13 protein-coding genes are annotated in these 12,926 nt (G+C 61.3%); 7 read left to right on the top strand and 6 right to left on the bottom strand.

Features of this window, described 5'->3' with window-relative positions:
• Window positions 1-55 precede the first annotated feature (55 nt).
• The 5 genes from sufC to sufA all read left to right on the top strand — a co-directional run bounded on the left by sufC (window position 56) and on the right by sufA (window position 4,329).
• Window positions 56-811, top strand: coding sequence for a Fe-S cluster assembly ATPase SufC (sufC, locus tag AC4P1R_RS07020; protein WP_069458584.1), 756 nt, complete (start codon window positions 56-58; stop codon window positions 809-811).
• Window positions 812-830: 19 nt separating this feature from the next.
• On the top strand, window positions 831-2,108 hold the full coding sequence (sufD, locus tag AC4P1R_RS07015; protein ID WP_069458585.1) for a Fe-S cluster assembly protein SufD: 1,278 nt from the start codon (window positions 831-833) through the stop codon (window positions 2,106-2,108).
• A gap of 12 nt (window positions 2,109-2,120) precedes the next feature.
• A complete protein-coding gene (locus tag AC4P1R_RS07010) occupies window positions 2,121-3,362 on the top strand; it encodes a cysteine desulfurase (RefSeq protein ID WP_492177531.1) in 1,242 nt (413 codons plus the stop codon).
• A 97-nt stretch (window positions 3,363-3,459) separates the two neighbouring features.
• Window positions 3,460-3,837, top strand: coding sequence for an SUF system Fe-S cluster assembly protein (locus tag AC4P1R_RS07005; protein WP_492177530.1), 378 nt, complete (start codon window positions 3,460-3,462; stop codon window positions 3,835-3,837).
• 99 nt (window positions 3,838-3,936) lie between these two features.
• Complete coding sequence (gene sufA, locus AC4P1R_RS07000; RefSeq protein WP_069458587.1) at window positions 3,937-4,329, top strand: Fe-S cluster assembly scaffold SufA; 393 nt, start codon at window positions 3,937-3,939, stop codon at window positions 4,327-4,329.
• 75 nt (window positions 4,330-4,404) lie between these two features.
• On the opposite strand, the gene AC4P1R_RS06995 is transcribed toward sufA, so the two are convergent.
• The 4 genes from AC4P1R_RS06995 to AC4P1R_RS06980 form a co-directional block, all read right to left on the bottom strand.
• Complete coding sequence (locus tag AC4P1R_RS06995) at window positions 4,405-5,187, bottom strand: ABC transporter permease (RefSeq protein WP_069458588.1); 783 nt, start codon at window positions 5,185-5,187, stop codon at window positions 4,405-4,407.
• A 3-nt stretch (window positions 5,188-5,190) separates the two neighbouring features.
• Window positions 5,191-6,366: an ABC transporter permease gene (locus AC4P1R_RS06990; RefSeq protein WP_492177529.1), complete on the bottom strand. Its 1,176-nt coding sequence runs from the start codon at window positions 6,364-6,366 to the stop codon at window positions 5,191-5,193.
• On the bottom strand, window positions 6,363-7,433 hold the full coding sequence (locus AC4P1R_RS06985) for an ABC transporter ATP-binding protein (protein WP_069458590.1): 1,071 nt from the start codon (window positions 7,431-7,433) through the stop codon (window positions 6,363-6,365). The genes AC4P1R_RS06990 and AC4P1R_RS06985 overlap by 4 nt, the downstream gene beginning before the upstream one ends.
• Window positions 7,434-7,620: 187 nt before the next feature.
• Window positions 7,621-8,625 carry an ABC transporter substrate-binding protein gene (locus tag AC4P1R_RS06980; RefSeq protein WP_225191918.1) on the bottom strand — a complete coding sequence of 335 codons (1,005 nt, stop codon included), beginning with the start codon at window positions 8,623-8,625 and terminating at the stop codon, window positions 7,621-7,623.
• A 397-nt stretch (window positions 8,626-9,022) separates the two neighbouring features.
• On the opposite strand from AC4P1R_RS06980, the gene AC4P1R_RS06975 reads away from it, so the two are divergent.
• The gene (locus AC4P1R_RS06975; protein WP_151611962.1) at window positions 9,023-9,661 is read left to right on the top strand and encodes a LysE family translocator; all 639 of its coding nucleotides are present in this window, start codon (window positions 9,023-9,025) and stop codon (window positions 9,659-9,661) included.
• 184 nt (window positions 9,662-9,845) lie between these two features.
• On the opposite strand, the gene AC4P1R_RS06970 is transcribed toward AC4P1R_RS06975, so the two are convergent.
• Window positions 9,846-10,835, bottom strand: a complete 990-nt coding sequence (locus tag AC4P1R_RS06970; protein WP_492177528.1) for a zinc-dependent alcohol dehydrogenase family protein — start codon at window positions 10,833-10,835, stop codon at window positions 9,846-9,848.
• Between the two features lie 102 nt (window positions 10,836-10,937).
• On the opposite strand from AC4P1R_RS06970, the gene AC4P1R_RS06965 reads away from it, so the two are divergent.
• Window positions 10,938-11,837 carry a LysR family transcriptional regulator gene (locus tag AC4P1R_RS06965; RefSeq protein WP_492177728.1) on the top strand — a complete coding sequence of 300 codons (900 nt, stop codon included), beginning with the start codon at window positions 10,938-10,940 and terminating at the stop codon, window positions 11,835-11,837.
• A 220-nt stretch (window positions 11,838-12,057) separates the two neighbouring features.
• Here AC4P1R_RS06965 and AC4P1R_RS06960 read toward each other — a convergent pair whose 3' ends face one another.
• Entirely contained in the window at window positions 12,058-12,618 is a 561-nt protein-coding gene (locus AC4P1R_RS06960; RefSeq protein WP_492177527.1) for an NADPH-dependent FMN reductase, read from the bottom strand.
• Window positions 12,619-12,926: the final 308 nt, after the last annotated feature.

The following is a 12,926-nucleotide window of genomic DNA, read 5'->3' as shown; positions in this document are numbered from 1 at the left end:
GACGCGCAGGGACTTGCGCGAGAAGAGAACACTTCGCTTCCGAAGAGGACGAACAATGCTTGAAATCAAGAACCTGCATGCCCGTATTGCCGAAGACGGCACCGAGATCATCCGCGGCCTGGACCTGACCGTGAAGGCCGGCGAGGTTGCCGCCATCATGGGGCCGAACGGCTCCGGCAAGTCGACGCTCTCCTATATCCTCTCCGGTCGCGAAGACTATGAGGTGACCGAGGGCGACATCCTTTACAACGGTGAAAGCATTCTGGAGCTCGATGCCGCCGAGCGGGCCGCCAAGGGCATCTTCCTCGCCTTCCAGTATCCGGTCGAGATCCCGGGCGTTGCCACCATGCAGTTCCTGAAGGTGGCGATGAACGAGCAGCGCAAGTATCGCGGCGAAGACGAACTCTCGACACCGGAATTCATGCGCCGCGTCAAGGAAGCGGCCGCCGAACTGAAGATCGCACCGGAAATGCTGCGCCGACCGCTGAATGTCGGCTTCTCCGGCGGTGAAAAGAAGCGGGCGGAAATCCTGCAGATGGCGCTGCTCGAGCCGAAGCTCTGCGTTCTTGACGAAACCGACTCCGGTCTCGACATCGACGCGCTGAAGGTCGTCGCCGACGGCGTCAATGCGTTGCGCTCGCCGGACCGCGCCGTCATCGTCATCACGCACTACCAGCGCCTGCTCGACTATATCGTCCCGGACACGGTCCACGTTCTCTACAGGGGCCAGGTCGTCAAGTCGGGCGACAAGACGCTGGCGCACGAACTCGAAGCCAAAGGCTACGCGGATATCATCGAGGCAGCGGCCTGACGCCTGTAGGAGGGTTCGAATGAATATGCAACAGGTCATCAAGATGACGGCGGCCGAAACGGCGCTGGTCGATGCCTATACCGCGCAGCTCGGCGACCTGCCGGGCGATGGCGCCGTGCTCTCGCTTCGAGATACGCTCGTCCATGACTTGAAGACTGCCGGCCTGCCGACGCGGCGCGTCGAATCCTGGCACTACACGGATCTGCGCACGCTGCTGCGCTCCGTGCCTGCCGCCGACCCGAGTGCCTTTTCGGATCGTGTCGAGGCCCTGGTGACCGGCTCTTCCGTGCTTTCGGTCCGCAATGGTGAAGCGGATGTCAAGGGACTGCCGGACGGTATTACGGCGCGTTCCTATACCGAGAGCCTGATCGACGGCTCGGCGGCTGCCGGCCTCTCGGTCCTCGGCTCGGACGATGCGATCGGCCGGATCAATGGCGGACTGGTTCGCGGCGGCCTCGAGATCGCCGTCGCCGAGGGCGTCGAATTGGAGGTGCCGCTGGAACTTCAGGTCGTGCAGAGCCATGGTCAGGCGCATACGCGCTTCCCGGTCTCCTTCGGCGCCGGCGCCAAGGCGACGGTTATCGAACGGCATCTCTCGACCGATGCGGAGCCGAGCTTCGTTTCGTCCGTCAGCGACGTAATGCTCGCCGAAGGGGCCGATGTCATCTGGATCATCCTGCAGCAGCAGGGAACGGCCGACACCCATCTCGGCCAGATCCGGTTCGATCTCGGCAAGGATGCCAAGCTGCATCTCTTCGTGATCAATGCCGGCGGCAAGCTGGTGCGCCAGGAGATTCACGGTCGCGCCAGCGGCGAGGGCTCCGACCTGACGCTCCGCGCCATCAACCTGCTTGGCGGCGACAGCCATACGGACGTGACCTTCACGCTCAGCCATGACGTGCCGCACACGACATCGAGCGAGATCATCCGCAATGTCGTGTTCGACCGGGCAAAGGGCGTGTTCCAGGGCAAGATCCTGGTGGCGAAGGATGCCCAGAAGACCGACGCCAAGATGGCCTGCAATACGCTGCTCCTGTCCGACGACGCCGACCTTTCGGCCAAGCCGGAACTGGAGATCTTCGCGGACGACGTGCAGTGCGGCCACGGGGCGACGGTCGCCGATATCGACCACACGCAGCTTTTCTACCTGCTCTCCCGCGGTATCCCGGAAAACAAGGCGCGGGCGATGCTCGTCAAAGCGTTCGTGGCCGAGATCGTCGAGGAACTGGAAGATGACGAGGCGCTGGTCGAGGCGCTCGAGGGCGTGATCGCGGCCTGGCTCGAAAAGCACGCCTGATTGGACAAAGACATGGAACATGTTGCGCCGGTGCCGGCCTATGACGTCGAGACGATCAGAAGGGATTTTCCGATCCTTTCACGGACAGTCTACGGCAAGCCGCTGGTCTATCTCGACAACGGCGCTTCGGCGCAGAAGCCGCAGGTCGTCATCGATGCCGTCGCCCATGCCTATTCCCATGAATACGCCAACGTCCATCGCGGCCTGCATTTCCTCTCCAACGCCGCGACGGACGCCTATGAAGGGGCGCGCGAAAAGGTTCGCCGCTTCCTGAACGCCCCTTCGCCCGACAACATCATCTTCACCAAGTCCTCGACCGAGGCGATCAATACGGTCGCGCATGGCTATGGCATGCCGAAAATCGGCGAGGGCGACGAGATCGTGCTTTCGATCATGGAGCACCACTCGAACATTGTTCCTTGGCATTTCATCCGCGAAAGGCAGGGCGCGAAGCTCGTCTGGGCGCCGGTAGACGATGACGGCGCATTTCACATGGAAGACTTCGTCAAGTGCCTGACCGAACGCACCAGGCTGATCGCCATCACGCATATGTCGAATGCGCTGGGCACGGTCGTCCCAGTCAAGGAAATCTGCCGCATCGCCCGCGAGCGCGGCATCCCCGTGCTTGTCGACGGCAGCCAGGGCGCCGTGCATATGCCGGTCGATGTCCAGGATATCGATTGCGACTGGTACGTCATGACCGGTCACAAGCTCTACGGCCCCTCCGGCGTCGGTGTGCTCTACGGCAGGATGGAGCGGCTCAAGGAGATGCGGCCATTCCAGGGCGGCGGCGAGATGATCGAGGAGGTGACGGAGGACTACGTCACCTACAACGATCCTCCGCACCGCTTCGAGGCCGGCACGCCACCGATCGTCCAGGCGATCGGGCTTGGCCACGCGCTCGACTACATGGAAAAGCTCGGCCGCGAAGCGATCCGGACGCATGAGGCGGATCTGACCGCCTATGCACGCGAGCGCCTGTCATCGGTGAATTCGCTCCGCGTCTTCGGTAACGCGCCGAGCAAGGGCAGCATCTTCTCATTCGAGATCGCCGGCATTCACTCGCATGACGTGTCGATGGTGATCGATCGCGCCGGCGTCGCCGTCCGGGCGGGAACCCATTGCGCCCAGCCGCTCTTGAAACGCTTCGGCGTGACCTCCACATGCCGTGCGTCCTTCGGACTCTATAACACGAGGGCGGAGGTCGATGCGCTGGCGGATGCGCTCGAACACGCACGCAAGTTCTTCGCCTGAACGGTCGCTTGGTTGCGTCCGTTCAATTGTTTTTTTGTCGCAGGTTCTTGCCGTAAAGGTGTGAGACACTTTTGCAAACCTGCTCAAGGAGGCCGGGATGAGTCTCGAAACACAAGAGAAGGTCGATGTCCGCGAAGGCATCGTGCATTCGGCCATTCCCGCCGAGGAACTGGCGCGTCTCAGCGACGACATCATCGCCGCATTGAAGACCGTCTACGATCCTGAAATCCCGGCGGACATTTTCGAACTCGGCCTGATCTACAAGATCGACATCGAAGACGATCGGATGGTGAAGGTCGAGATGACGCTAACGGCTCCCGGCTGCCCGGTTGCCGGCGAGATGCCGGGTTGGGTCGAGAACGCGGTCGGCGCCGTCGAAGGAGTTTCCGGCGTCGAGGTCACCATGACCTTCGATCCGCCCTGGATGCCGGACCGCATGTCGGAAGAGGCGCAGGTGGCGCTCGGCTGGTATTAAGTCCAGCCGCCTCATATTGATCCGTTAACAGACGGGCATTACATTGGATTCTGGAAAGCGTCGGGCCTTGACCCCGGCGACGTGAAGGAGATGAAGCCTATGGGCTTTGCCGTAATGAGCCTGACCGACGCGGCCGCCGGCCGCGTACGTTCGATCGTCGAGAATGCCGGCGGTGATGCCAAGGGCATTCGCCTGAGCATCAAGAAGGGCGGTTGCGCCGGCATGGAATATGCTGTCGACCTCGTCACCGAGCCCAATGCCAAGGATGATCTCGTCGAGCATCAGGGGGCGAGCGTGTGGGTCGCACCGGAAGCCGTGCTCTATCTGCTCGGCACGCAGATGGATTTCGAGGTCACGCCGCTGCGCTCGGGTTTCACGTTCAAAAACCCGAACCAGACGTCCGCCTGCGGCTGCGGCGAATCGGTGGAACTGAAGCCCGCCGACCTGGCCGCGCTTGCGGCCGAGGGCAATCCGGTGGTTAGGGCGAACTGACACCTATCACTGCATTTCAGAAGGGGCCCGGTTCGCCGCCGGGCCCTTTCTGGTTTCAAGCCCCTTTCGCGGCGGCTATGCGGACGAAGCGGCGGCTCGCTGTTTCACCGCCAGCATGATGAGGGCGATTGCGATCGTGCCGACGATGAAGATGAAGGCCGCTGCGGCGATCGCCGGGCTGATGTTCTCGCGGATGGTGGAGAACATCTGACGGGCAAGCGTCCTTTGGTTCGGTCCGGCGACGAACAATGTCAGCACCACTTCATCGAGAGATGTCGCGAAGGCGAGCACGGCGCCGGACAGGATGCCGGGCATGGCCAGCGGAAGCGTCATGCGACGGAACACCGTCACCGGTGGCGCGCCGAGGCTTTCGGCAGCCAGTTCCACCCGCCTGTCAATGCCGGCCAGTGCTCCGGTGACGCTGACGACGACAAAGGGGATCGCCACCACCGTGTGGGCGACGATCACCCCGATATAGCTGCTGGCGATGCCGAGCCGGACGAAAAGCACCTGCATGCCGACGCCAAGGACGACCGCGGGCACCACCATCGGCACGAGGAAAAGCGTCTTTGCGACACCGAGCAAGGGCAGGCTGCGGTGACGTAGCCCGAGCGAGGCGGTCGTGCCGAGCACCGTCGCAAGCAGCGTCGTGCCGCTTCCGACGATGAGGCTGTTGACGATCGATCGTTGCCAGGCGTCTGCCGTGACGAGTTCCTCGAACCAGCGGGTGGAAAAGCCCGGTATCGGATAGGTGAGAAAGACGCTCGATGTGAAAGCGAGCGGCAGGATCGCAATGAGTGGCGCAATCAGGAACGTGACCATTGCGGCGGCAAAAACGAGCTTCATCCCTTTGAACATGGCTCAGCTCCTCCTGGCGTCTTCTGCCGAAAGCCGCCCGTAGACGGCGTAAAGCATCAGGGTGGCGACGAGAAGGACGAGACCAAGTGCGCCCGCCATTCCCCAGTTGGCCGAACCGGTCGCGTAGAAGGCGATCACCGAACTGATCATCTGGTCGCTCGGCCCGCCGATCAGAGCCGGGGTGATGTAGTAGCCGATGGCCGACATGAAGACGAGGAGTGCGCCGGAGCCAAGCCCGCGGAAGCTCAAGGGCAGCAACACACGCAGGAAGGCTCGCAGCGGATTGGCGCCAAGCGAGGCAGCCGCCGGCATGAGGTTTTTGGGTATGGTGATGAGCACGCTGTAGATCGGCAGCACCATGAAGGGCAGGAGCACGTGCGTCATGGCGATGACGACGCCTGTGCGATTGAAGATCAGCGGAATGGGGCTGTCTGCCAGCCCCACAGCGCGGAGAAGGTCGTTGATCAGGCCGTTCTCCTGAAGGATGATGAACCATGCCGCCGTTCGCACGAGGAGCGACGTCCAGAGCGGCAACAATACGGCCGCGAGCAACAGGTTGCGCTTCCAGCCTTCGGTTGCCGCAGCCAGCATGGCGTATGGAAAACCGATTGCAGCGCAAGCGAGGGTGACCAGGCTGGCGATCCAGAAGGTGCGCAGCATGATTGCCCGGTTGGCTGAGGTTCCTTCCGGCATGGCGACCACCCCACCCGAGGCGTCGCGCGTCAGATCGACCGCGGCGAGCAGATTGCGGTCGGTAACCGGCGAAAGCGCGTCGACGATTGCAAGCCAGAACTGCGGTTTTTCCCAACGGGGATCGATCGCCGAGAGTTCGGGCGGCCTATCATTGTCCCGGATAGCCGACAGGGTCTTCGACATCAATGTCCGGAAACCGGATTGGGCGCTATTCAGCCGCCGCACCATGTCGCCGACGGCCTGGGTGTCGTTTGCTTCGCGGAGATCAGCGACGATGGCAGACTTCATCTCGGGCGTCGGTGGAGAACCGCGCTCCCAGTCGGCCGATGCCTCTGCCGTTCGGGGCAGGATGCGTAGCACCGCCGTGTCGGAGATCGCTTTTGACATCATCGTTGCCAGCGGCCAGACGAAGAAACAGCCGAGAAAAAGGAGAAGCGGCGCGAGAAGGAGAAAAGCCCGCGCATTCTGGGGAAGGCGGCTCATCATGGCACGATCACCCGACAATCGGCAGCTTGAAATTCGGCGAAGACCTCCGCGCCCGGCCGCCACTCAGGCGACTTGCGGTCGAGCCGCACGACGAACCCATGAGCATCGTCGTCGAGTTGTACGCGCAGGTGGTCCCCCTGGTAGACGCAGTCGGCGATCTTGGCCGCAAGGCTGTTGCCGCTGTTCTCCGCGCGGTCCTTCAGCTCTATCCGTTCCGGCCGAAGGGAAAGGAGAACCTCCTGACCCGGTTCGACGGCTTGCGACAGGCCCGCGACCACGTGACGGCCGGATTTCAGCAGGATGCGGGCTTCCTTGCCTGCCACGCTTTCGACCCGGCCATCGGCCAGATTGGTCTCTCCGATGAATTGCGCGACGAAGCGCGTGCGCGGCTCGTCGTAGATCTCGCGCGGTGAACCGATCTGCTCGATCTTGCCGCGGTTGAAGACGGCAATGCGGTCGGACATCGTCAGCGCTTCCGACTGGTCATGCGTGACGAAGACAATGGTAAGGCCGAGCCGGTTATGCAACGCGCGGATGTCGAGCTGCATCTGTTCGCGAAGCTGCTTGTCGAGCGCCCCAAGCGGCTCATCCATCAGCACCACGCGTGGCTCGAAAACCAGCGCTCGGGCAAGCGCGACGCGCTGTTGCTGGCCGCCCGAAAGCTGCGCCGGGCGGCGGTCTCGCAGGGCCGAAAGCTGCACCATGTCGAGCGCACGCGTCACCCGTTCGCCGATCTCCGCCTTGCCGATGCCACGCATCTGCAGCGGAAAGGCGATGTTTTCACCGACGCTCATATGGGGAAACAGGGCATAGCTCTGGAAGACGACGCCCATGTCCCGTCGGTAGGTGGGCACATCGTTCAGCGGTTCGCCGTCGAGGAAGATCGTACCCTCCGTCGGCGTTTCAAATCCGGCAAGCATCATCAAAAGCGTCGTCTTGCCGGAGCCCGAGGGGCCGAGAAGGCTTACGAATTCACCTTTGGCGATGTCCAGATCGAGCTTGTCCACGACCCTCAAGGGTCCATAGGATTTGCTGATGCGGTCGAAACGGATGCGGATATCTGTCAAAAGCGCTCTCCAGCCTTGCATCTCGGCAACGGTGCACACGCGCGCACAAGGAATGCAGGCCGCTGCCGATCTTGATGTGAGGTATGGTGCCGGATGCGGACCCTCGATGGACCGCAGGCAGGCCGGCACGGTTTTGCGCAAGCGGGGCCGCAGTGGCCCCGCAGGCGTCCATAGTCCATGGGGTGCTTTACTGCGCCAGCCAGGCGTTGAAGCGTTCGGTCAGCGCTTCGGAATTGTCGATCCAGAACTCGACGTCGAGGGCCAGTGCTGCCGCCATGTTCTCGGGGGCAGTCGGCAACTCGGCAGCATAGCGCGGTTCGACCTTTTCGGCCGCTTCAGTGTTGGGCAGGCCGTAGGCGATGTAGCCCGGGAGCTTGGTCATATTGTCCGGCATGCTGGCGAAGGTGATGAAGTCCTGTCCCGCATCCTGGTTCTCGGCATCCTTCAGGATCACCCAGCTGTCGATGGCGTAGATGCTGCCCGGCCAGACTACTTTGAACTCCTTGCCCTCGCTGCGGTTGATGCCCGTAATGCGGCCGTTATAGGCCGAGGTCATGACCACTTCGCCGGAGGCGAGCAGTTGTAGCGGCTGCGCGCCCGCTTCCCACCAAACGAGATGCGGACGCAGTTCATCGAGCTTCCTGAAGGCCCTGTCCACACCCTCGGGCGTCGCCAGCACTCCATAAACCTCATCCTTGCCGACACCGTCGGCGAGGAGAGCGAATTCCAGAGTATACTTGGCGCTTTTGCGCATCGCGCGCTTGCCCGGAAATTTCTGCACGTCCCAGAAATCCGCCCAGGAGGTGGGACCTTCGGCGAGTTTGGCGCCGTCATAGGCGATTGCCGTCGACCACACGATCGCGCCGACTCCGCATTCGCTGACCGCTTCCGGCAGGAACTTGTCCTTGCCGCCGAGCTTGTCCCAATCGATCTTTTCGAAGAGACCGTCGGCGCAGCCAAGTGCCAGTTCTTCGGCCTCCACCTGCACCACGTCCCAGTTCGGCGCGCCGGCCTTCACCTTCGCCTGGAGAACGCCGAAGCCACCGTCCCAAGACTCGTCGAGCACAGGCTTGCCGGTCTCCTCCGCAAAGGGTTTGAAGAAAATTTCGCGTTGTGCGTCCTGAAAGTTGCCTCCCCAGGAGACGACGGTGAGGTCGCGTGCAGCGGTCGACAGCGTGGTGGCCGCCAACATGGCTGCACCGATAGCGATCGTTCTGAATGCATTTTTCATTAACAGTTCCCCTGAATCTGCGTTGGGTAGATGGTCTCTTCCGGCAAAGGGAGGTCGTGCGCGCTTCGCAGGCGGCGCGCTTAAGACTCCCTTCGATGTCGGATGAGAAATAACCTACATTTTTTCTGCAGCTCTGCAACTCTTTTCTTTTGCTCGCGAAGTCGGTGGCCGCGGTGCACGGCAGGTTTGCACGCACCGAGGAGTCCCGCGGGGGGCGAAATTTGATTCAAGGTTGAAAGATCGAGGTCGTGCCATGCGAACGATCGCCGGAATCTCTTTAATGAGATTTTTGCGAAGCGCGCTTGCTTTACGGCTGTTCTCATGGATTGCTCGATCCAAACAACTTCGAGGTGAAAATATGTCCATGTCACTCTGGTTGGCATTCGTAGCAGCGTCGGCCGTTTTGCTGGCCATTCCCGGTCCGACCGTTCTTCTGGTTATTTCATACGCGCTCGGTCACGGGAAACGCTCCGCCACGGCGACCGTGGCGGGCGTTGCACTGGGCGACTTCACTGCAATGACGGCCTCGATGCTCGGACTTGGTGCGCTTCTCGCCACGTCCGCAACATTGTTCACTGTGTTGAAGTGGGTCGGGGCCGCCTATCTGATCTACCTCGGTACCAAGCTCTGGCGGGCGCCGGTGGTGAGCAATGAGGGGCCGGGCGAGGTTGGTTCCGTCGAAAAGGAACGCCCGCTACGCATCTTTCTGCATACCTATATCGTCACGGCGCTGAACCCGAAAAGCATCATCTTCTTTGTAGCTTTCCTGCCGCAGTTCTTGAACCATGCGCAGCCCATCGCGTTCCAGCTGGTCATTTTCGAGGTGACATTCCTCGTGCTGGCAACGGCGAACGCCGCAGCTTACGGCCTCATGGCTTCAATGGCGCGCAAGACAATCCGCAAGCCTGGCGTCCAGAGAGTGGTCAATCGCACGGGCGGTTCACTGATGATCGGCGCTGGCCTGCTCGCGGTAGGATGGAAGCGAGCCGCGGCCTAAGTGTGTCGCAAAAAACTAAAGGACGGGCCAAACCTGAAGTTCACAAGTTGTTCTCCAAGTCGGTCAAATTCCAGCTTCGAGACGACAGGGCCTGCTTACTGCGCCTTTCGACCGTTTAAGGCCGCTTCGAGTGACGTCCGGCGCGGCACGTCGATGCGCTACGGGCTGGAGGTCGCGTTGTCGGTCAAACCGTCACAACAATCTTGCCGAATTGTTCGTTCGACTCCAGAAAGCGATGCGCCTCGACGATCTGGTCAAAGGCAAAGGTTCTGGCGATGACTGGCTGGAGCGTACCCGATATCAGCCCATCGAGAATGAACGCCTTGGCGGCCTCCAAGCGCGCCGGATCGCCGATGACTTCGTGGACGAGGTAGCCGCGCAGCGTCAGGCACTTGCTCAGCACAGTGAACAGCGGAAAGGGGGTCGGCTCAGGACTCAAGCCGCCATATTCGATGAGAATGCCTCCCCTTGACATCGCGGCCGTCAGAGGCTCGAAGATCGGGCCGCCGACCGGATCGAACACGACCCGGACGCCCTCCGGGCCGGCTATGTCCTTCAGCCTGGTTTCCAGATCTTCCTCCGCTGAAGCGATGACGTGGGCAGCGCCGAGTTCAATCAAGGCCTGCTTCTTGCCAGATGCCCGCGTGACCGCGATGGCGTTCGCGCCAACGATGTTGGCGATCTGGATCGCGGCAAGTCCGACACTGCTCGATGCCGCGGTAATGACGACAAAGTCCTTCCTGCGCAGTCCGGCAATGTCGATCAGCGCACCGTAGGCGGTGAGATATTGCATCCAGACGGCTGCCGCCGCTTCCCAGCTGAGCGATGGTGGGTGCTTGACTACGAGCGCGGCGGGAAAGGTGGCAAGCTCGCCATAGGCTGGCCAGCGGATCATCGATAGCGGTGGCACGACGCTGACTGCGTCGCCGGGCACGAATCCGTCCACGCCTTCCCCAACCGTTTCGACAATGCCCGCTGCTTCAAGGCCGAGACCGGCGGGCAACGTCGGCGTTTCGATGTAGAAGCCCGAACGCAGCAACGCTTCCGCCCGGTTGAGGCCTAGCGCCTTGACACGGATTTGAACCTCACCCCGACCCGGTCCCGAAACATCGACGCTCTCGATGCGCAGAACCTCGGGACCACCATGCTGATAAATGCGAACAATACGCGCCATCACCACAACTCCAAAATATTTGAACAGAATAAGCTATGCCAGTGACAAATGAGAGGATAAATGGCCTTGTTGGCAGAACAGTAGAAACGAATGGTTTTGAATATGGATCGCCTCACCAGCATGGCTGTATTCGTCAAAGCGGTCGACTTAGGCTCGTTCGCGGCCGCCGCGACGGCGCTCGATCTATCCGGACCGATGGTCGGCAAGCATGTCCGGTTTCTTGAAGAACGCCTGGGAGTGCGGCTCATCAACCGGACCACGCGCCGTCAGAGCCTGACGGACTTCGGGCGCGCCTATTATGAACGCTGCCGAGTGGTGCTCGCAGAGGTCGCTGCTGCGGATGCACTCGCGGCCGATCAACTCTCCGAGCCGCGCGGAAGGCTGCGCGTCACCATGCCTGTGCATTTCGGCCGGCGCTGCGTCACCCCCATATTATTGGAGCTCGCGCAGCAATATCCTGCGCTGGAACTTGATCTGTCGCTCAACGACCGCATCGTCGATCTCGCGGAGGATGGCTACGATCTGGCAATCCGGACGGGCACCCTGGAGGACAAAGCCGGGGTGATAGCGCGTCGCATCGCGCGCCAGCGCATGGTCGTCTGCGCGTCGCCATCCTATCTCAAGGCGCACGGCCGGCCACTGCGGACAGGGGACCTCAGCAGTCACCATGCCATCGTCTACCGTCGGTCGGGGCCTGTTCCCCCGTGGTTGTTTCCGCGCAATGGCCAGCCGCCCGTGGAGGTCACGCCACTTCACCGTCTGCGTCTCGATGACCTCGATGCGATCGCCGACGTCGCAACCGCCGGCATGGGGCTGGCCTGGCTCCCATATTGGCTGGTTCGTGGGCGCATTCAGGCTGGCGCGCTTGTCGAACTATTGCCTGATGAGCCGGGCTTTCTTTACGATGCCTTCGCAGTATGGCTCCCGACACCTCACCTGCCGGTGAAGGTTCGTCTGGCTGTCAATGCGTTGGCGGCTGCATTGCCGCAGTTCACGACCTGAATGCAACTGCGCGGTCCGTCGCGACAAGCTGAGGGACCGCTTTAGAGTAGGGTTTCGGATGCCGGCGTTGCACTTGGTTTTGGCTGGCGCCGGGGCCGATCATGTCCCGGGGAAGGCGTGCGAAAGCCTCCGGCGAACGCAGGGCATTTTTCCTCCCTCCTGCGTCCTTCGGGGGACATGAAGACTCGACCCGTAGCTGACCTTGGACGCTAACTTTGACTTAGAGTGCCATCGAGTCCGGCTTCTGGATTCCTTGATTTCGGCAGAAGGAAGCGAAGTCGCGGAGGAAGCTTTCAGCCATATGTCGATTGGCAGGAACCTTGAGAATTTCCAGAATTGATTCCGGCGTCTCCTTCATCACTGGAAGTCGGAGGAAAAGGTCCTCGTTGAAATTGGAACTTAGGGTCGAAAGCACTGTTCGCAGGACTGTCAGCATGTCGTCTCCCCGATGGGAGGCGTGAACAAGGGCTATAGGCTTGCCGATGATCTGATCCCCGGACACCAGCCAATCAATCGCATTTTTCAAGCCTCCGGGTATGTTACGGACATATTCGGGGCTGGATATGACAAGTCCGTCGCTGTCGGAAATCTTCTGCATGAAAAGCCGAACGCTATCGGGCAGGTTCGGACCTTCCAGATCAGGTGAGAAGACGGGCAAATCCGCTATGTCGTCAAAGACTGTGATAGCGATGTCGCCGGGAGCGATGGCTTGCATTGCCCTCAACAATGCCGTGTTGGTGGACAACCGGCGGGCGCTGCCGGAAACTGCAAGTATCTTCATTGCCTGAAGCTAGCGCAGTGCGCAGACGTCTACAATCCACCCGAATGAGAAGTTCGGCACATGCTCAGCTAAGCCGAGGACGAATTATCGGCCCAATGATCGGATCCGATTCTCGAAAAGCATGACGCTCAGATTGACAGACCTGTGAGGACTTGAGGATGATTGCCATCTCGCATAGAGTTCAATCCGGGCGCAGGGCAGCAACTTTTTCGCGAGAGGAAAGATGTCGCCATTTGGACCGGCTTCGACTGACGGCGCTGCTTCGAAGGTAAATTTTCACCGCCCGTGCCGTGCGCGGCTGTTGACCC

The sequence above is a fragment of the Sinorhizobium sp. Y406 genome (assembly GCF_058732025.1).
The sequence above is the reverse complement of the archived record's forward strand: the minus strand, read 5'-3'. Positions and strand labels throughout refer to the sequence as shown.

Bases quoted from the DNA above. Each gene is read 5' to 3' on its own strand.
- sufC (WP_069458584.1), top strand. From the start codon at position 56: ATGCTTGAAATCAAGAACCTGCATGCCCGTATTGCCGAAGACGGCACC.
- sufD (WP_069458585.1), top strand. From the start codon at position 831: ATGAATATGCAACAGGTCATCAAGATGACGGCGGCCGAAACGGCGCTG.
- AC4P1R_RS07010 (WP_492177531.1), top strand. From the start codon at position 2,121: ATGGAACATGTTGCGCCGGTGCCGGCCTATGACGTCGAGACGATCAGA.
- AC4P1R_RS07005 (WP_492177530.1), top strand. From the start codon at position 3,460: ATGAGTCTCGAAACACAAGAGAAGGTCGATGTCCGCGAAGGCATCGTG.
- sufA (WP_069458587.1), top strand. From the start codon at position 3,937: ATGGGCTTTGCCGTAATGAGCCTGACCGACGCGGCCGCCGGCCGCGTA.
- AC4P1R_RS06995 (WP_069458588.1), bottom strand. From the start codon at position 5,187: ATGTTCAAAGGGATGAAGCTCGTTTTTGCCGCCGCAATGGTCACGTTC.
- AC4P1R_RS06990 (WP_492177529.1), bottom strand. From the start codon at position 6,366: ATGATGAGCCGCCTTCCCCAGAATGCGCGGGCTTTTCTCCTTCTCGCG.
- AC4P1R_RS06980 (WP_225191918.1), bottom strand. From the start codon at position 8,625: ATGTTGGCGGCCACCACGCTGTCGACCGCTGCACGCGACCTCACCGTC.
- AC4P1R_RS06975 (WP_151611962.1), top strand. From the start codon at position 9,023: ATGTCCATGTCACTCTGGTTGGCATTCGTAGCAGCGTCGGCCGTTTTG.
- AC4P1R_RS06970 (WP_492177528.1), bottom strand. From the start codon at position 10,835: ATGGCGCGTATTGTTCGCATTTATCAGCATGGTGGTCCCGAGGTTCTG.
- AC4P1R_RS06965 (WP_492177728.1), top strand. From the start codon at position 10,938: ATGGATCGCCTCACCAGCATGGCTGTATTCGTCAAAGCGGTCGACTTA.
- AC4P1R_RS06960 (WP_492177527.1), bottom strand. From the start codon at position 12,618: ATGAAGATACTTGCAGTTTCCGGCAGCGCCCGCCGGTTGTCCACCAAC.